Consider the following 18251-nt stretch of genomic DNA (forward strand, 5'->3'; position numbering starts at 1 on the left):
CTATCGCTTTTCAGGCGTATCTGCCAAGGGCTGATGTGCGCGGACGCGCTCCCGGAACTCGGAGGGCGTCAGTCCCGTATGTTTGCGGAAGAACCGCGAAAAATAAGCGGCATCGTCGTATCCCAGAGAGTAGGCCACCTGCTGAATGCTCATGGTTGAATAGACGATATCGCGCTGGGCAACATGGATAATGCGTGCGTTGATGATACTCAGCGGCGTTTGGCCCAATACCTCCTGACAAATACGGCGCAGCTGTCCCGCGGTAATACCGAGTTGGGCGGCGTAGGCGGCGACCGTTTTCAACGATCCCAAATTGTTGTTCACCAGTGTCCGAAAGCGATCCACCTGCTCGGCCTTGCGCGTGCCGTGCACCGGGTTGGGTGCATGACGAGACTGGTCGACGCGGCGGATCTGAAGCAGCAGTGATACCAGCAGCATGTTGGCGGCGCTCTGGTCCGACTCACTGGCGATCAATGTTTCCTGCTCCACAAGGCTGAACAGTGTCTGCAGCGTCGTATGCAGGCGGCGCGTATCGGGCAGTGCCAGTACCAGCGGCTTGTCGAACATATCGGCCAGCGAGGGCAGGGCGGTCGAGATGATCGACTCCAGCGGGCGTTGTGCAGCGGTGACCACCGAGCCATCGATACCGGCGCCCATGTCGAACCCGTGTACGGTTTGCGCGGGGATCAGTATGAAGCAGGGGGCGGTGAACTCGACGCTGCTGCCGTCGAGATGCACTACGCCGCGCTCTTTCTGCACATAGAGCAGTTGCACCAGCGCTTCATGCTGGTGGGGATCGATCTTCCATTCGTAATGCTTGGCACGTCTCGATATCGGCTCGTAATGGATCGATTCGAACCATCGTTGTTCGGGTGTCTCACCGTACAGGGCGTAGCTGGGGATGGTGCTCATGACTCAACTCAATACAGGTGGATGCACGAAATGTCCTAGCAGTCGCCTGTTTTGTCAATTCGGATACGAATCCATTTTGATTATCTTGATTACGACAGTCGGGGCGGTAAATAAAATCCGTTTTCGATGAGGATAAGCCTAATATAAATCTATAATAAGTAAAGGTTTTAAAATGTATAAAAAGAATCGTTTTATATCCCTGATGGCGGCTGCAGGTTTATCGTTTACCGCGACGGTAAATGCCGCTGAAGTTGATCTTCGTTTTGCCCACTTCTGGCCGGCTAACTCCGGTATAGCCAAAACGCTCGCCTCATGGGGTGAAGCCGTTGAAGCGGAGTCGAACGGCCGTATCAATGTGGAGATCTATCCATCACAGACCCTGGCGAAGGCGACACAAACCTACGATTCGGTGGTCAGAGGCATCGCGGATGTCGGCGCGATCATTCAGGGGTATACCGCTAACCGTTTCCCGCTGTCACAGATCGTTGAGCTCCCGGGGATCGTTCACACCGGTGAGCAGGGTTCCTGCGTTCTGCAGAAGCTCTACGACGAGGGCGACCTCGATAGCGAGTATCAGGATGCGCATGTCCTGTTCATGTTTACCCACGGACCCGGGCATATCCATACCAAAGGCAAGCCGGTCACCAAGCCGGAAGATCTGGCAGGTCTGATGATTCGCCGACCGACAGTGGTTGTCGGTGATCTTCTCGAAGGACTCGGTGGCGAGCCGGTCGGTCTGCCGGCACCGGATATGTATTCGGCCATGCAGCGCGGCACGATCAATGGCGTGACGCTGCCTTGGGAGGCGATGGCCTCGTTCCGTTTGAACGAACTGGCGGATCAGCATACCCAAGTGGGGCTCTATTCGCTGGCGTTCGTGGTAACAATGAACAAGGACACCTACGCAGGCATGCCTGAAGATCTCAAGAAGGTGATAGACGACAACACCGGTATGCGTTGGGCCGAGAAACTCGGCAAGGCTTATGACGAGCTGGATCTGGTCGGTGTGCAACAGGCCAAGGAGATGGGACACACCATCAACGTGGTTGAGAATGGCGCCGAGAATCCGGCCTGGAAACCGACATTGCAGCGAGTATCCGAACAGTACATCAGCGGTCTGGATCAGCAGGGGCTGCCAGCGGCCAAGGTGTATGAGCGTGCTCAGACGCTGTCGAGTGCCTGCGGAGCCTGACAGCGGGTCCCAGGCATGTGCCCGGCTTGACAGTAAAAGAGCCGGGCGCTTTGTCGAAACTGTTTAATCTTTAAACCCGTATTCCCGAATATTTTCAAATGCTATCCGGCCTTTTAAAAAGGCTTGGGGATTCTTTTGTCTTTAAAGCGTGTTGGGCGTCTATTTTGAGCCAGTTTTTATTTGAAAAGGTAAATGTATATGTCAGTTAATCACTTTGACCATGGCTGGCTCGGAATTTCCGGCCGCACGTTTGTGGTGACGGGGGCCGGTAGCGGCATCGGTAATGCAATAGCCGGGGCGTTGATATCAGCCGGTGCTTCGGTTGCGATGCTCGATCGTAACACTCAAGGGTGTGAGGCCCTGTTGAGTGGGGTCGATTCCGCCACGCGCGCACTGGTGCTCGAGTGTGATATCGGTAACGAGGACAGTGTCGTTCAGTGTGTGGCTGCCGTCGAGGAAGCTTTCGGCAGCATCGACGGACTGGTGAACTGTGCAGGAATGCTGAGAGCAGCCTCAATTAAGGATGTAAAGCTCGACGAATGGGAGGCCGTGCTGCGTACCAATCTGACCGGCTACATGCTCTGCAGCCGCTCATTTGCGCGCCTGATGGCGGCTCGCGGTGGTGCGATGGTGCATATCGCATCTGTTGCGGCCCATCATCCGCAAACCCACAGCGGCGCGTACAGTGCAAGCAAGGCAGGAATCTCGCTGCTGTCACGCCAGATAGCGGTTGAGTACGGTGAACAGGGCGTTCGCAGCAATGTGATCTGTCCGGGCATGATCCGTACCGCGCTCTCAGAGCCTTTCTATCAGCACCCCGGTATCAAGGAACGTCGCGAGGCGATGACCGCAAGCCGCCGTATCGGTGTGCCGGATGATATTGCCAATGCTGCGGTATTCCTGCTCAGCCCGCGTGCGTCCTACATCAATGGTGCGGAGTTCAGTGTCGATGGCGGCATGGAGGCGATGCTGATGGATCTGATTCCACGTCCAGGCTTCACGGCTGCCTGAACACCCGACTCACAAAGTGCCTGATTCAACTCGGGCAGGAGAGATACAAATGGCGATTGAAACGTTGAACTGCGATCTGCTGGTGGTCGGCTCCGGTGCTGGCGGATTGTCGACGGCCATCACGGCGAAAAAAAAAGGTCTGGATGTTGTTGTAATCGAGAAGGCCCCGGTATTTGGTGGCACCACGGCGTTTTCCGGTGGCGTGCTCTGGATTCCCGGCAATCATCACGGGCGTAAGCAAAATCCGGCAGATACGCGCGATGCGGCGGTTGAGTACATTCGCAACGAAACCGGCGATTTTTTCGACGCTGAGGCGGTCGGTGCATTCCTGAAAAAAGGCCCGGAGATGGTCGACTTTTTCGAGGCTGAAACCAGCGTCAAGTTTGTGCCGACGCTATACCCGGATTACCACCCCACACTCGGTGGTGGCGTCGATATAGGGCGCTCCATACTCGCGGCGCCCTTCGATATAAGGGCGTTGGGCAAGGATATGGGCAGAATGCGGCCTCCGCTGAAGACGATCACCTTCATCGGTATGATGTTTAACTCCTCTAATGCCGATCTGAAACACTTTTTCAACGCGACGAAATCACTGACTTCGTTCGCTTATGTCTGCAAACGCCTGGCGGTCCATATGAAGGAGCTTCTGCTCTACCGTCGAGCGGTTAATGTGACCAGCGGCAATGCACTGGCATCACGGCTGGCAAAAAGCGCACTGGATCTGAATATCCCCATTCATACCTCGGCGCCAGCAAAAGAGCTGATTCAGGAAAGTGGCCGGGTGGTAGGCGTGCGAACAGTAATCGAGGGGCGCGAGGTGCTGATTCATGCCCGCAAGGGCGTGGTGCTGGCCTGTGGCGGCTTTGCGCATGACGTGAACCGCATCACGCAGGCTTATCCCCATCTCAAGCGCGGCGGTGAGCACCACTCTCCGGTTCCGGACTCGAATACGGGCGATGGACTGGCGTTGGTCGAGCGTATCGGTGTGCCCGTCGAGTGTGAGTTCACGGATACCTCAGCGTGGATGCCCACATCGCTGGTGCCCAACAAAGATGGCAGCTTCGGTAAGTTCCCCCATTTGCTGGACCGTTACAAACCCGGCGTTATCGGTGTGAACCCCCAGGGGCAGCGCTTCTGCAATGAATCCGAGTCGTACCACGATGTGGGCGCGGCCATGATCAGAAGCAGCACCGGAAAAGAAACCTACATGTGGCTGATCTGTGATCAGACCTGCCTGAGCAAGTATGGTCTCGGGTTTGTAAAACCATCACCGATGCCGATCGGCAGTTTCCTGCGTAATGGCTATCTCAAGCGCGGCAAAACGCTTGATGAGCTCGCCCGGGTGATTGGGGTTGATAGCACTCAGCTTCGAGCAACGGTTGATGAATACAACGCAGGCGCCGTTGTGGGCGAGGATCGTCAGTTTGGCCGTGGTACCACGTCATTCAATCGCTATCTGGCCGATCCCGAAAACAAGCCTAACCCCTGTGTGGCGCCTGTCGCCAAAGGCCCTTACTACGCCGTTAAGGTGTATATGGGCGATCTGGGTACATTTGATGGCATCAAAACCGACGTCTATGGGCAGGTATTGGATCGCGAAGGGGGCCGGGTTGAGGGCCTGTATGCTGTGGGCAATGATCGACGCAGCATCATGGGTGGGAATTACCCCGGGGCCGGTATCACGCTCGGGCCGATCATGACATTTGGATATATCACGGCCCGGCGCATTGCGGGTATCGATGATGCGCTGGAGCAGACCGAGGAGGCAGACAATGTACGCCAAGCCGCTGGTTGATTGCCGCGTCTATACCATTACGCCGCGCAAGATGGCCGAGTTTATCGAGGTGTTCAACACCCTGGCGATGCCGATCCTGAAAGAGACGCTCGGCTCTCCACTGGGGTTCTATACCACCTGGGTTGGGAAGCAGAATCAGTTTGTGCATCTCTGGGGATACGACTCTCTGGACGATTACGAAAAGCGCAGTGCCGCGAGGGATGCGCATCCCGATTTTGCCCGCTATCTTGCGGCGTCAGCTCACTTGATCGTCGAGCAGGAAACGAGCCTTGTCCGGCACATTCCGGTACTGAATGACTGGGTGTGACGGTCGAGGTGTCTGTCGGATTTTGGGCTGAGGCCCTTTGCCTGAACAGTGATGTTCAGGCTTTTTTTTGACTGCGTACCGGGTTGAAAACGCTAGCGAGCAGTCGTCGCAGGCGTGTAGCTGCTGGTTTATGCCAGAAAGTAGTAAGGAGAACGTCTAAATAGATTATCGATCTACTGATAACTTACGATATGATAAGTAGCTGGTTGCAGACAGTTTTGATGGACGGCTGTCGGGCACGGATCAAGAAAAAGGGTGGGTTGTCTGATCCGGTGCTTTTGCTCAAAGTATTTGTAGCGACGTTACGTTAGCCGGTTCGATATGCACGACGATAAAGCAAAAAAGCCACTGGCCCCTCTTCGGGGGCGTTCCTTCAGCTGGCCCAGTGCTGCGCTTAAGATCTCCCTGATCTACTGCTTTTTTTCGCTGCTTTGGATTTTTCTCTCCGATTCCCTGTTGGAGATGATGGTCAGCGATATTCGTATTCTCACCTTTCTGCAAACGGTCAAGGGCTTCGGATTTGTTTTTCTTTCGACGCTGCTTATCTTCTCGTTGACCTACTTCTACACCAAGAAAATGCACTCGGCGCAGACGCACCTGCGCACGTTGATCGATACCATCCCTGATCTTGTTTGGCTCAAGGATGCTGATGGTCTCTACCTCGGTTGTAACCGTAAGTTCGAACGGTTGTACGGCGCCAGAGAAAGCGAAATCCTTGGGCGTAGCGATTATGACTTTGTTGATACTGAGCTGGCGGATTTTTTTCGTCGTCACGACCGGGCAGCGATGTATGCGGACAAGCCGAGCATCAACGAAGAGCAGGTTAAGTATGCCAATGATGGGCACACTGAAATATTGGAAACGATCAAGACACCGATGAAGGATGAGTCTGGTCGACTGATCGGCATCCTGGGTGTGGGCCGTGACATCACGTTACGAAAACAGCGTGAGACCGATATCAAAGTGTTGACTCAGGCACTGGAACAGAGCCCAGTGTCGGTCATATTAACCGATCCTGAAAGGCGCGTGAGCTTTGTGAACCGGGCGTTTGAGGATACATCTGGATACCCCGCTCATCAGGTGGTCGGTCGCACCATGGAGTTTATCGACCCCCAATCCAATGCCCCTGAAATTGTCGAGCAGATACGTGACCATCTGGCCGCGGGAAAGGCTTGGCAGGGCGAGATCAAGAGTCGGCGCCAGAATGGAGAGCTCTATTGGGAGTACGCGTATCTCTCGCCGGTGCAGACCGAGGAGGGAGAGGTCAGTCATCTTCTGGTACTGAAAGAGGACATCAGTCTTCGCAAACAGCAGGAGCAGCAGCTTAAGCATCAGGCGCACTTTGATGCGCTGACCGAACTGCCGAACCGTGTTTTGATCATGGACCGCTTGCAGCAGCTGATCCGGGACGCCGAGCGCAATCAGGAATATGTGGTGGTGATGTTTCTGGACCTTGACGACTTCAAGAAGGTCAATGACAGCATGGGCCACGATGTGGGGGACCTTGCATTGATCGAAGCGGCCCGACGCTTGAGTGGGGCCGTTCGTGGCGGCGACAGCGTTGGCCGGTTGGGCGGTGATGAATTCATCGTTTTGGCTGGACACTTTTCACAGAAAGAAGATGTGCAGGTGGTGGCCGACAACATTCTCGAGCGTTTCAGGCGTCCCTTCGATCTGGGCAACCGAGAGGTGTTGTTGACCACCAGTATCGGCATTGCCATCTATCCCAGCGATGGGGACACCCAAAGCGAGCTGCTGAAAAATGCCGATACCGCCATGTACCAGTCCAAGGAACAGGGGCGTAATCGTTACGCGTTCTACACCGATGCATTGAATCAGAGCATCAGCCGCCGTCTGCAGATCGAGGGGTATCTGCGTGGTGCGATCGAGCGGGGAGAGCTGATGCTGCACTACCAGCCGCAGTACGATGTCAGCAGTCAGCGTGTGACCGGTGTCGAAGCGCTGCTGCGCTGGAACAGCCCCGAGTTGGGTCAGGTCGGACCGGATGAATTTATTCCGATTGCCGAACAGAGCGGATTGATACTGCCAATTGGCCGATTCGTATTGCAGACCGCTTTAGCGGCCGCGAAGCGGTGGATTGAGCTTGATCCCGATTTTAAGCTCGCCGTGAATATTTCACCGGCGCAGTTCCGCGATGAGTCGCTGGTTTCATTCCTGCAGGAGGAGCTGGCTAAGCACCAATACCCGGCGTCAAGGCTGGAGCTGGAGATAACCGAAGGTATCCTGATGCGTGGTGGTACGCAGGTCGAGGAAACACTGGCCGCGCTTCATGAGATGGGCGTATGCCTGTCCATGGACGATTTTGGTACCGGTTACTCATCGCTCAGTTACCTGCGTAAATACCCTGTGGATGAGCTGAAGATTGATCGCAGTTTCGTGAATGAAATGACCGTGGATGAATCCGACCGAGAGTTGGTCAACGCGGCAATCTCCCTCTCGCGCGGGCTCGGGCTTAGAGTCGTCGCTGAGGGCGTTGAGACTGCCGAGCAGCTACAGGCGCTCAAGGAGCTTGAGTGTGGTGTGGTGCAGGGGTTTTGGCTGAGTGAGCCTGTTCCGCAAGAGCATATCGGCAAAATGCTGGAGCGGCAGGCCAGACTTCCGGTGTAAGTGTTCTAAAAGTACAAGCGATATACCCGATCTTCCATTCATTAACCCCTCTCTCTGTTAGACGATTACCTTTGTTGAGTAACAGTCTGTGACTAGAGAGAATTCCAATGAAAACTATAAAAACTCAAGTAGCCATTATCGGTGCCGGCCCCTCTGGCCTTCTGCTGGGGCAGTTGCTGCACAAGCAGGGTATCGACAACATTATTCTTGAGCGTGTAACGGGTGATTACGTCCTCGGTCGCATTCGCGCGGGGATCCTTGAGCAGGGCTTTGCCGATCTGGTGCGTGAAGCGGGTGTTGCCGAGCGTATGGACGCCGAAGGCCACGTCCATGAAGGCGTCGAGCTGTCTGTTAACGGCGTGCGTCATCGCATCGATTTGAAAGAACTGACCGGTGGCGACGTTGTGGTCTGCTATGGTCAGGTTGAAATTACCCGCGACCTGATGGATGCGCGTGAAGCTGCGAAGCTGGAAACCTACTACGAAGCCAGCGAAGTGCAGCCGCATGACGTCAAGTCCGACACGCCGTACGTGACATTCAAGCACGGTGGTGAAGAGTACCGCCTGGAGTGCGATTATGTTGCAGGCTGCGACGGTTTCCACGGTGTTTCCCGCCAGACTATTCCGCAAGAGCTGCGTACCGAGCACGAACGCGTTTACCCGTTCGGCTGGCTGGGCCTGATGGCTGATGTGCCGCCGTGCAACGAAGAACTGATCTACGCCATGAGTGAGCGTGGTTTCGCGCTGGCGAGCCAGCGTTCCTTGACCCGTTCCCGTTACTACCTGCAGGTGCCCCTCACCGATAAGGTTGAAGACTGGTCCGATGAGCGTTTCTGGGATGAGCTGAAAAAGCGTCTGCCTGCCGATGTGGCTGCCAACATGCAGACCGGTCCGAGCATCGAAAAGAGTATTGCACCGCTGCGCTCTTTCGTCTGCGAACCGATGCAGTACGGCAACCTGTTCCTGGTGGGTGATGCCGCGCATATCGTACCGCCTACTGGCGCCAAGGGGCTGAACCTGGCTGCATCTGATGTGGCCACGCTGTACAAGATCCTGACCCGTGTTTACAAGAACGGCGACAAGGACTGCATCTCTCAGTACTCCGAGATCGCTCTGCGTCGTGTTTGGAACGGTGAGCGTTTCTCTTGGTGGATGACCAACATGATGCATGACTTCGAAGGCGAAGTGTCCAGCACTGGCATGGACCCGCTGATGCAGAAACGCTTCATGGAATCCGAGCTGAACTACTACCTGAACAGCGAAAACGGCCGCAAAGTTATCGCCGAACAGTATGTCGGCCTGCCCTACGAAGAGCCCAAGTAAAGCACCTGCACCGCTTGTGGTTAGAAAAGCGCCCTCATTCCGAGGGCGCTTTTTTGTGCCTTGAGTAAGCCGTGGCACGGGCAGGCAGACTTTCCGCAAGAGTCGGGCTAAGCTGTGCAGCGAAACTCCTGACAGTGATCGCCCCATGCCTGAAATCATCAATTTTCTCGGCCAAAACTGGCTAAACCTCACCGCGCTTCTGTGGTTCTTTGTCTGCTTCAAGGGCTACATGTTCTATGCTGCGCACAAGGCGCGCACAACCTCTTGTTTGTCCAGCATCATGCATCTGTACCGCACGGAGTGGATGCGCAGGATGCTCGATCGTGACATGCGCATGGCCGACACAGCTGCGATTGCTAATCTTGAGCGCAGTGTGGCGTTCTTCGCGTCGACCACCATTCTTGTCATGGCGGGCTTGATGAGTCTGCTCAGCTATACAGGACGGGCGATCACACTGGTTGAACACCTGCCGTTTGTCCATCCGGCCACGCCGCTGGAGTGGGAGGTCAAGCTTTTGGTGCTGCTGACACTGTTCATCTATGCGTTCTTCAAATTCACCTGGAGCCTGCGGCAGTATGGTTTCGTCTCGGTGATGATCGGCTCATCGCCGGGCCCTAGTGATGGTCTGGATGACAAGCATCTGCAGGCACATGCCGAACGCATTGCATCCATGAGCTCCATGGCTGCCAACAACTTTAACGTTGGGCTGAGAACCTACTACTTCAGCCTTGCGGTACTGAGTTGGCTGATCAACCCCTGGCTGTTTATGGCGATGTCAGCCGGCATCGTCTATGTGCTGTATCAACGTGAGTTCACCTCGCCGACGTTGAAAACACTGTTGATGAGTACCGAGATATAAAACCGTACATTCAGCCTTGAAAAGCGATTCGCTGACCCCATCTCTGAGCAAGACCATAAACCTATGCGGAGTTGGGTAAACGAGTTATGAGCACCGAAACACAGAAAGAGACCCTTGGTTTTCAGACTGAAGTGAAACAGCTTCTCAAGCTGATGATTCACTCTCTCTACTCCAATAAGGAGATCTTCCTGCGCGAGCTGATCTCTAACGCGTCCGACGCGTCTGAAAAGCTGCGCTTCGAGGCACTGTCCAATGCGGACCTGTACGAAAATGACGGTGATCTGAAGATTCGCGTCGAGTTCGATGAAAAGGCAAAGACCGTCACCGTCAGCGATAACGGCATCGGCATGAGCCGCCAGGATGTGATCGATCATCTTGGCACCATCGCCAAGTCCGGTACGGCCAGCTTCCTGTCGAACCTCACAGGCGATCAGGCCAAGGATAGTCAGCTGATCGGCCAGTTCGGCGTCGGCTTCTACTCCGCTTTCATCGTTGCCAAGCAGGTGGATGTCTTTACCCGTCGCGCCGGTCTTGATGCCAGCGAAGGTGTGCACTGGTCATCGACCGGTGAAGGCGAATTCAGCATCGAAAGCGTCGACCTTGCGCAGCGTGGTACGCGTATCGTGCTGTCCCTGAAAGAGGATGAAGAAGAGTTCGCCAACAGCTTCCGTCTGCGCTCGTTGGTACGCAAATATTCGGATCACATCGCCATTCCTGTGTTGATGGAAAAAGAGGCGATGCCCTCCGATGATGAGGACGAAAAGGAAGAGGCGAACAAGGCGCCCGAGTTCGAGACTGTGAACTCGGCAACGGCGATCTGGTCGCGCAGCAAGAGCGAGATTACCGACGACGAGTACAAGGCGTTCTACAAGCACGTCTCCCACGACTTCGCCGAACCGCTGTCATGGGCGCATAACCAGGTAGAGGGTAATCTGGAGTACACCAGCTTGCTCTACCTGCCTGAAAAAGCGCCGTTCGATCTGTGGAACCGTGACGCTCCGAAAGGATTGAAACTGTACATCCAGCGCGTTTTCATCATGGATCAGGCAGATGAGTTCCTGCCGCTGTACCTGCGCTTTATCAAGGGTGTTGTCGATTCCAAGAACCTGTCGCTGAACGTATCCCGCGAGATTCTGCAGAAGGATCCGAACGTGGATAAACTGCGCACTGCGCTGACCAAGCGTGCGCTTGATATGCTGGCGAAACTCGCCAAGAACGACGCCGAGAAGTACAACGCGTTCTGGAAAGAGTTCGGTCAGGTCCTTAAAGAGGGCCCGGCAGAGGATTATGCAAACCGCGAGAAAGTGCTCAAACTGCTGCGCTTTGCCTCTACCCATAACGACAATGCCGAGCAGACCGTGGGTCTGGATGACTATGTCAGCCGCATGAAGGAAGGGCAGGAGAAGATCTACTACGTGGTCGCCGACTCTTACAACGCGGCCAAGAGCAGCCCGCATCTTGAGATCTTCCGCAAGAAGGGGATCGAGGTGCTGCTGATGTCCGATCGTATTGACGAGTGGATGATGAGCCAGCTGTTCGACTTTGATGGCAAGTCGTTCCAGGACGTGAGCAAAGGCGAGCTGAACCTCGGTGATGTGGAGTCCGAAGAGGAGAAGAAACAGCAGGAGGAGGTCGCCAAGCAGATGGAGGGGCTGACCGAGCGTCTGACGTCTGCTCTTGGTGAGCGTATCAAAGAGGTGCGCGTGACTCATCGTCTGACTGAGTCACCGGCCTGTCTGGTCGTGGGTGACTATGATATGGGCGCGCAGATGCGCAAGATCATGGAAGCTGCTGGACAGGCTGTGCCCGAGGTGAAACCGACCTTTGAGTACAATCCCGAGCATCCGCTGATCGCCAAGCTGGACAAAGAGCCGGACGAAGATCGCTTCAAGGATCTCGCACTGACCCTGTTCGATCAGGCTGAACTGGCTGCAGGCGGGCAACTGGACGATCCGGCTGCCTACATCAGCCGTCTCAACAAGCTGTTGCTTGAACTGAGCGCCTGATAATCCGCTCCGCAAAACGCCCCGGTATCGACCGGGGCGTTTTCGTTTCTATGTGCTCACTGGTAAACGCCCGGCCAGCCTCTATGCTGAAACAGAAAAGCAGGAGGGACAGGTGCAATCTGTATGGCGCAGTTTATTTGGGGCGCATGTCGGCCTGAGTGTGCGGATTCCCGAGCATTTTTTGCGGCCGCTCGAGGGTGCGCTGGCGCAGTTGCAGCGCGATACCAGTCTGGCGCAGGCCAAAGCTTGGCAGCCTGAGTTGGTTCGGGCGCTGGAGCAGCTTGAGCTTCCTGCCTGGCTGATTGCCGAGGTGATCAGCGACCATAACGACCTGCTTTACCGCACGGCGATTGAACGTGCCATCGCGGATATGATCGAGTCTGGATGGGGGCGGGCACCGGTTAAGTTTTGTGTGTTGGTTATGGGGTCGAGTGGCCGTCACGAAAGCCTGTTGCATCCGGATCAGGATAACGCGCTGATTCTCGACACCTACCCGGATGAACGGCATAACGAGATCGACGGTTGGTTTCAAACCTTGGGAGAGCGGTTTACATCGCTGCTTCATGAGGCGGGTATCCCGTTTTGCAAAGGCCATGTCATGGCATCCATGCCGTTGTGGCGAAAGCCGATCAATGCATGGCGAGAGCAGATGGCGCTCTGGATGACTACCCGTCGCATCAAGGTGGTTCAGCAGAGTAATATCCTATTCGATTTCATGCCCGTTTACGGTGACCAATCACTGGCTGACAGTTTGCGCGATGCCATTATGGATGCGGTGCCCGGGGCGGGTCTGTTTCTGCATGAGATGGCCGATCTGATCGATGAGATCCCCGTTGCTCTGGACCGCTTCGACCGATTGCAGGGGGACGGCCGCGACGCTCCCCACCCCGATGCGATCAATCTGAAGCGACAGGGACTTCTGCCGATGACAGGTGCGCTGCGTCTGCTAGCGTTGCGGTGTGGGTGTCGCGAGGTATCGACACGTGCACGCGCTGTCTGGCTGGAAAAGGAAGGAGTACTCGCGCGCGGGCAGGGCAGTTTGCTGTGTCAGGTGTCGGGGCGCCTGACAAGACGCCTTCTCGATGGCCAGATGGCCACTTGGAGACAGGGTGGGCAGCCAGATAACTGGATTGATCTACGGGCGTTGGGTGATCCTCAACTGCGCGAACTACAGCAGGATCTTAAGGCTATCCGCCAGTTGCAACGGCTAGCGCAGCAGGGCCGTTAGTTCGAAGATGAGTGTTCCCCGTCGGCTATTGGCAGCTCCAGCACGAAACAGGCACCGCCGAGTCTCTGGCCTTTCTCAACCCACAGTTTTCCGCCGAGGTGATTGACGATGCCGCGGCTGATCGGCAAGCCAAGCCCTGTGCCGCGGGGCCGGTTGGCGGGCGTGGAGTGGCTTCGCGGTTCCTGCGCACGTTCAAGCTGATGAAACTTCTCGAACACTTTCTCCTGTTCCTGCTCTGCGATGCCCGGCCCGTTGTCCTCGACGCTAAGCCGGTATCGCTGCCCGTCGGATGTGAGTGTCAGCAGAACTTCAGGGTTGCTATCGTCGGCAAATTTGTTGGCGTTGCCGAGCAAATTAATCAGCACCTGTTGCAAGCGGTCCGGGTCGGCTACCACAGGGCATGGGGGCGGTAGAAGCACCAGGCGGGGGGTGATGCCGCGCTCTTCGTTGAGACGGCTGACAGCATCTATCGAGCGGTGAATCAGTTCCGTCAACTCGCAAGGGACCGGGTGCAGGGTCATGCGTCCGGATTCAAGGCGTGCCATATCGAGAATCTCCTCGATCAGCCGCGATAGGCGCTCGCTCTCAAGCACGATAATGCCCAGGAAATGGGCACGTTTATCCTCTGGAATCTGGTTTGCGTCCCGTAGAATTTCGGCAAAGGCGCGGATCGAGGTCAGAGGGGTTCGCAGCTCGTGGCTGACCATTGCAACAAACTCGTCCTTAAGGCGGTCCAGTTCACGCAGCCGTTCGTTGGCGCCGCGTAGCTCCTCACCGATACGCGCCAGCTCCTTGGATTTCTGCTCCAGACGCCGGTTGTATTCCAGTGCCTGCGATGTGGTGTCGAGAATACTGAGTATAGAAGAGACTTCCAGCGCTTCGCCTCGGACGACCGAATTGATCAGTATGCGCGCGGTGGCGCTGCCCAGTGCGCCGGTTAGGCCATGCTCGGCAGCGGCAATCATTTCGGGTGTGGCGGGGCTGTCATCTTCAGGAGTTGGCCGCTTGTTGCCCATCAGTTGGACGCTGACTCGATCACCGAGGTAACGGCTGAGGAGCTTGAACAGTTCATACCGACTGGCATGACCCTGCCAGATGGCCGCCTGGGCCGCTTCCGGCCGCAGAGCGGTTGTGAAGAGCACCGCCTGGGTTTGTTCAAGACTGCTCTGACGGCTGAAAAGTGATAATGAAACCAGCAGCCCGACGTTGGCCAGCAGGCTCCAGAACAGGGAATGGGTATAGATATCCCAGCCTTCAAGCCCGAATAGCGCGTAGGGGCGTAGCCAACTAATCCCCATCGGCCCATGATTGACAAAGCCGGTGTCGAGCCAGCCGGATAGCGCAAAACCCGGTATGAGCAGCGTCCAGCTCCAGATCAGTGTGCCCGCGATCATGCCGGCGGCGGCGCCGTTGCGCGAAGCGCCTTTCCAATAAAGCCCAAGTAGAAGTGAAGGTGCGAATTGTGCGGCCGCCGCAAAAGAAACGAGTCCGATGGTGACCAGACTGTATGCGTCTCCGATCAGTGCGTGGTAAAGGTAACCGAGTATCAAAATCAGGATGATCGCAATGCGGCGGATACCCAGGAGCCAGCCGGAGAGGTCCTGCCGCTGGTCCAGATGAAGGCTGCGCAGGCGTATCAGCATGGGCATCACCAACTGGTTGCTGACCATGGTAGAGAGGGCGATGGTCTCGACGATCATCATGCTGGTTGCAGCGGAAAGCCCACCTATAAAGACGATCAGTGGTAGCCAGTCGAGACCGGCTGAAAGTGGCAGTGTCAGTACGAAATTGTCGGGCTCTCCCGTGGCGCCCCCCCCAAGAAGGCCCGCCAGCGCGATCGGGATAACGAATATGTTGATCAACAGTAGATAAAGCGGAAATAGCCAGCAGGCTCTGCGCAGATGTTGCTCATTGACGTTTTCGACCACCAGCACCTGAAATTGGCGGGGCAGGGTGATGAAGGCCAGCAGTGCCAGCACCAGAGTACCAAACCAGCCGAGCGCACCGCCGGGTACCTGATCCACTCCAAAGCGTTGTTGCAGGTGAGGCAGTTGGGCAGATGCCTGTTCAAGCAGGTCGTCGGGCCCGGCGTAGAGATAAAAGGTGGCAAAGATGCCGACGGCGAGAAATGCGAACAGCTTGACCAGGGATTCGAATGCTATGGCGGTGACCATACCTTCATGGCGCTCGCTGGCGTCCAGATGACGGGTGCCGAAGAGAATAATGAACACCGACAGCACCAGTGCCACCCAAAACGCTTTGTCCTGCAAAAAGCCACTAAGGGATAGCTGTGGCAGGTCCTGCGCCGGGTATTGGGTCAGAATGCCGTAGCTGACCGTTATCGCCTTAAGCTGAAGTGCGATATACGGCATGATCGCAATGATGGCGATCAGCGCTACCAGCGCGCCGATACCACCGCTCTTGCCATACCTCGCGCTAATGAAATCGGCGATAGAGGTGATGCGTTGGGCGCGCGCCACCCTGATCATTTTGCGTATCAGCATCCAGCCACAGAGCATCGCCAGCGTGGGTCCGAGATAGATCAGCAGGAAGCTGGGGCCTGTGGTCGCGGCCCGGCCCACGCTGCCGTAAAACGTCCACGCGGTGCAATAGACCGCGATCGACAACGAGTAGATCGTGGGTGAATTGACCAGTGAACGGCGTTGCTCGGCCCGGCGATCGCCCCAGGCTGCAATCACAAACAGCAGTGCGAGGTAGCTGAAGGCGATGAACAGGACGCTGGCGCTACTCCTCATTGCTGCGCTCCAGTATCAGTGCAGCGGCGAGTATTAACAGTGCCCAGATGACAAAAATGATCGCTGCCAGAAGCGAAAATCCGTGGCTGCCGGGACGGTCGAACAGCAGCAGCAGAGGTGGGGAGAACAATAAAAGCCCCAACAGGCTCAGGGCTAACAGGCGACTCTGCTCCGGCGTTTTCATCGCTTATGCTCCAGCTCGACCCAGAGCTGTAATGCCAGAGCGTCCTCAAGGGTGTGGATGCCTCGGGCATGCAATCGTGGCAAAAGGCTCAGTAACAGCTCGGCGGTTACCCGCGCATCCCCGAGCGCCGTATGTCGGGTGCCGGGTGGAAATACCAATTGAAACCGCTCGGCAAGCGCGTCCAGCCCATGCCCTTCCAGCGTAGGGTCGATTGCGCGTGAAAGCAGCAGCGTATCCAGAACAGGCATCTCGAAACTCAACCCGCAGGCTTCGCCGCCGAGGCGAACCGCCAGAAGGTCGAAGGCGGCATTGTGAGCGACCAGAACGCCGCTACCGACATAGCTGCGAAAGCGCGGCAGTACGATATCGATTGGCGGTGCGTCTGTGACATCGGCATCCACCAACCCGTGGATTGCGGTGCTGGCCTGAGGGATGTCGCGTTGAGGATTGACCAGTTGGTTAAAACTGTCCTGCGCGAGCAAGCGGCCGTTGACGATGCGGCATGCCGCGATACTGATGATGCGGTCGCCGCCTCGAAGATTGAGGCCGGTGGTTTCGGTATCGAAAACGATCATCTCAAGCTGCTCTAGCGGCGTTTGCGCCTGACCGGTGTCGGGTGGTGGTAGCTCTGCGATGCTGAAATCGTGAAACTCCGGGCGCTCGGCCAAGGGTGTTGTGTCTTCGGGAACAGCGCCACGGCTCGACGCGGGAATCGGGAGTCGCAAACAGGCCCGGTTGTCGCCGGGGCGCTTTAAAGACCATAGATCCGAGTCGTGCTGGCTGAGGACATCAAAGACGCGCGGCGACAGTTCGCTCTCAAACAGAGGCAGCTCGCGCCAGTGGGACAATAGCTGCTGGTTAAGTGGATCGCCTTGCCAAATCAGATCCAGATAGACGCGCTGATTCCCCAGCAGGGCTTCTATATCGAGGCTGCTGACGTTCAGCTCGCGCGAGAGGTTCTGAATCAGTAAATGAAGCATTGATAGAAGCGCTGGGCCGTCAACGCGTATCCAGACGGGTATCCCGATCGCCGTGAGTGTAATCGCCTGAGCGGTTAACCGCTCCTGCAACGTGCTGAAGAGGTCATTCGACCAGGTTTCCTCCAGAGAGGAGCGGCGCAGTTGCTGGGATTCCAGTACACGGGTGAGGTCATTTACCAATTCGGTCAACGCTTTGCTCTCGTCACCGATCGCCTGTTCAAATCGCTGCTGAAGCGATCTGTTGTTTTCAATGTGGGCCAGTGCTTCGGCGGCGCTGCCTAACGCGCCCGTGTGTCCTCTTAGTCGCGGCAGCAGTCTGGCAAGTGCTCGTCTCCACTCCTGCTCGGATTCGAGCTCAGTTGTCGAGTCATGAAGCACAATCATCGCACCGCCATGTCGGGCACCTAAGCGGCGCAGTTCGCACCTTAGCCAGCGGGACTCCGCCGGCAGCAGCAGTTGTCGCGGGCTGCCATCGGCGGGCAGTTGGCCGAGCGCTTCGCTCAAGCTGGTATGAGGGAGTAGTTGGCTGACCTGGCGACCCAGCCCCAACGCGGGTTGGTCATGAAAGAGCTTTTGTGCGGCTGGGTTGAACAACAGTAATCGTTGGTGTGCATCACAGATCAACAGCGGCAGATCGAGAACCTGTAACAGGCTCTCCAGCTCCTGCTGGATATACGCGGCTCGCGCTGCACCCTCTTCGTGGGCCTGACGCATCCGGCTGCGATCTGATCGCCATCCGGAACGGATCTGATCAAGGTCGGGCTGCAGGGGGCTGAGCCAGCCATCAAGGGGATAATCCGTTTGTGCATCAGGGGCGGCAACCAGCCGGGCCAGCAGCACTTGAAACTGTCGCAGCGGCCGAAACAGCCGCCTTTCCAGAATTGCACCGAGCACCAATACTAAAGCGCCCGGTGCCAATGCCAATATCCAGATAATTGGCCTTTGCGAGCCATCAAGCGCAAGGGTTGAATCGAGCCACAGCAGCAGGGCGAGTCCCGCGAATATTAGGGATCCCGTCAGGAGTAGCCAGATACCGAGTAGATGCTGGCGAGGCGGCATATGCGTATCCTT

The 18251-nt window shown here is 56.4% G+C and carries 13 protein-coding genes; 9 read left to right on the plus strand and 4 right to left on the minus strand.

Annotation, left to right across the window (positions count from 1 at the left end; genetic code table 11):
* Positions 1–912, minus strand: a complete 912-nt coding sequence (locus tag ADIMK_RS15865; RefSeq protein WP_036190207.1) for a helix-turn-helix domain-containing protein — start codon at positions 910–912, stop codon at positions 1–3.
* A gap of 172 nt (positions 913–1084) precedes the next feature.
* Here ADIMK_RS15865 and ADIMK_RS15870 point away from each other — a divergent pair, with 172 nt between their 5' ends.
* The 9 genes from ADIMK_RS15870 to ADIMK_RS15910 all read left to right on the plus strand — a co-directional run bounded on the left by ADIMK_RS15870 (position 1085) and on the right by ADIMK_RS15910 (position 13260).
* A complete protein-coding gene (locus ADIMK_RS15870) occupies positions 1085–2104 on the plus strand; it encodes a TRAP transporter substrate-binding protein (protein ID WP_036190209.1) in 1020 nt (339 codons plus the stop codon).
* A gap of 198 nt (positions 2105–2302) precedes the next feature.
* Positions 2303–3115: an SDR family NAD(P)-dependent oxidoreductase gene (locus ADIMK_RS15875; RefSeq protein ID WP_197027554.1), complete on the plus strand. Its 813-nt coding sequence runs from the start codon at positions 2303–2305 to the stop codon at positions 3113–3115.
* A 49-nt stretch (positions 3116–3164) separates the two neighbouring features.
* A complete protein-coding gene (locus ADIMK_RS15880) occupies positions 3165–4910 on the plus strand; it encodes an FAD-dependent oxidoreductase (RefSeq protein WP_036190211.1) in 1746 nt (581 codons plus the stop codon).
* Positions 4888–5217: an NIPSNAP family protein gene (locus ADIMK_RS15885; RefSeq protein WP_036190213.1), complete on the plus strand. Its 330-nt coding sequence runs from the start codon at positions 4888–4890 to the stop codon at positions 5215–5217. The genes ADIMK_RS15880 and ADIMK_RS15885 overlap by 23 nt, the downstream gene beginning before the upstream one ends.
* Positions 5218–5538: 321 nt before the next feature.
* Positions 5539–7845, plus strand: a complete 2307-nt coding sequence (locus ADIMK_RS15890; protein WP_051693020.1) for a putative bifunctional diguanylate cyclase/phosphodiesterase — start codon at positions 5539–5541, stop codon at positions 7843–7845.
* A 116-nt stretch (positions 7846–7961) separates the two neighbouring features.
* Positions 7962–9167, plus strand: coding sequence for a 4-hydroxybenzoate 3-monooxygenase (pobA, locus tag ADIMK_RS15895; RefSeq protein WP_197027560.1), 1206 nt, complete (start codon positions 7962–7964; stop codon positions 9165–9167).
* Positions 9168–9312: 145 nt separating this feature from the next.
* The gene (locus tag ADIMK_RS15900) at positions 9313–10026 is read left to right on the plus strand and encodes a DUF599 domain-containing protein (protein WP_036190217.1); all 714 of its coding nucleotides are present in this window, start codon (positions 9313–9315) and stop codon (positions 10024–10026) included.
* Between the two features lie 86 nt (positions 10027–10112).
* Complete coding sequence (gene htpG / locus ADIMK_RS15905; protein ID WP_036190218.1) at positions 10113–12032, plus strand: molecular chaperone HtpG; 1920 nt, start codon at positions 10113–10115, stop codon at positions 12030–12032.
* A 112-nt stretch (positions 12033–12144) separates the two neighbouring features.
* Positions 12145–13260 carry a DUF294 nucleotidyltransferase-like domain-containing protein gene (locus ADIMK_RS15910; protein WP_036190219.1) on the plus strand — a complete coding sequence of 372 codons (1116 nt, stop codon included), beginning with the start codon at positions 12145–12147 and terminating at the stop codon, positions 13258–13260.
* Here ADIMK_RS15910 and ADIMK_RS15915 read toward each other — a convergent pair.
* From ADIMK_RS15915 to ADIMK_RS15925, 3 genes are read right to left on the minus strand one after another with little or no spacing between them, the layout of a single operon-like run.
* Complete coding sequence (locus tag ADIMK_RS15915; RefSeq protein ID WP_036190220.1) at positions 13257–16016, minus strand: ATP-binding protein; 2760 nt, start codon at positions 16014–16016, stop codon at positions 13257–13259. The two genes, ADIMK_RS15910 and ADIMK_RS15915, sit on opposite strands and share 4 nt — an antisense overlap.
* Positions 16006–16200 (minus strand): hypothetical protein, encoded by a 195-nt coding sequence (locus tag ADIMK_RS15920; RefSeq protein WP_036190222.1) that lies wholly within the window; start codon positions 16198–16200, stop codon positions 16006–16008. The genes ADIMK_RS15915 and ADIMK_RS15920 overlap by 11 nt, the downstream gene beginning before the upstream one ends.
* On the minus strand, positions 16197–18239 hold the full coding sequence (locus ADIMK_RS15925; RefSeq protein ID WP_036190223.1) for a 3'-5' exonuclease: 2043 nt from the start codon (positions 18237–18239) through the stop codon (positions 16197–16199). The genes ADIMK_RS15920 and ADIMK_RS15925 overlap by 4 nt, the downstream gene beginning before the upstream one ends.
* Between the last annotated feature and the right edge of the window lie 12 nt (positions 18240–18251).

Source organism: Marinobacterium lacunae (genome assembly GCF_000705555.1).
Taxonomy (GTDB): Bacteria; Pseudomonadota; Gammaproteobacteria; order Pseudomonadales; family Balneatricaceae; genus Marinobacterium_D; species Marinobacterium_D lacunae.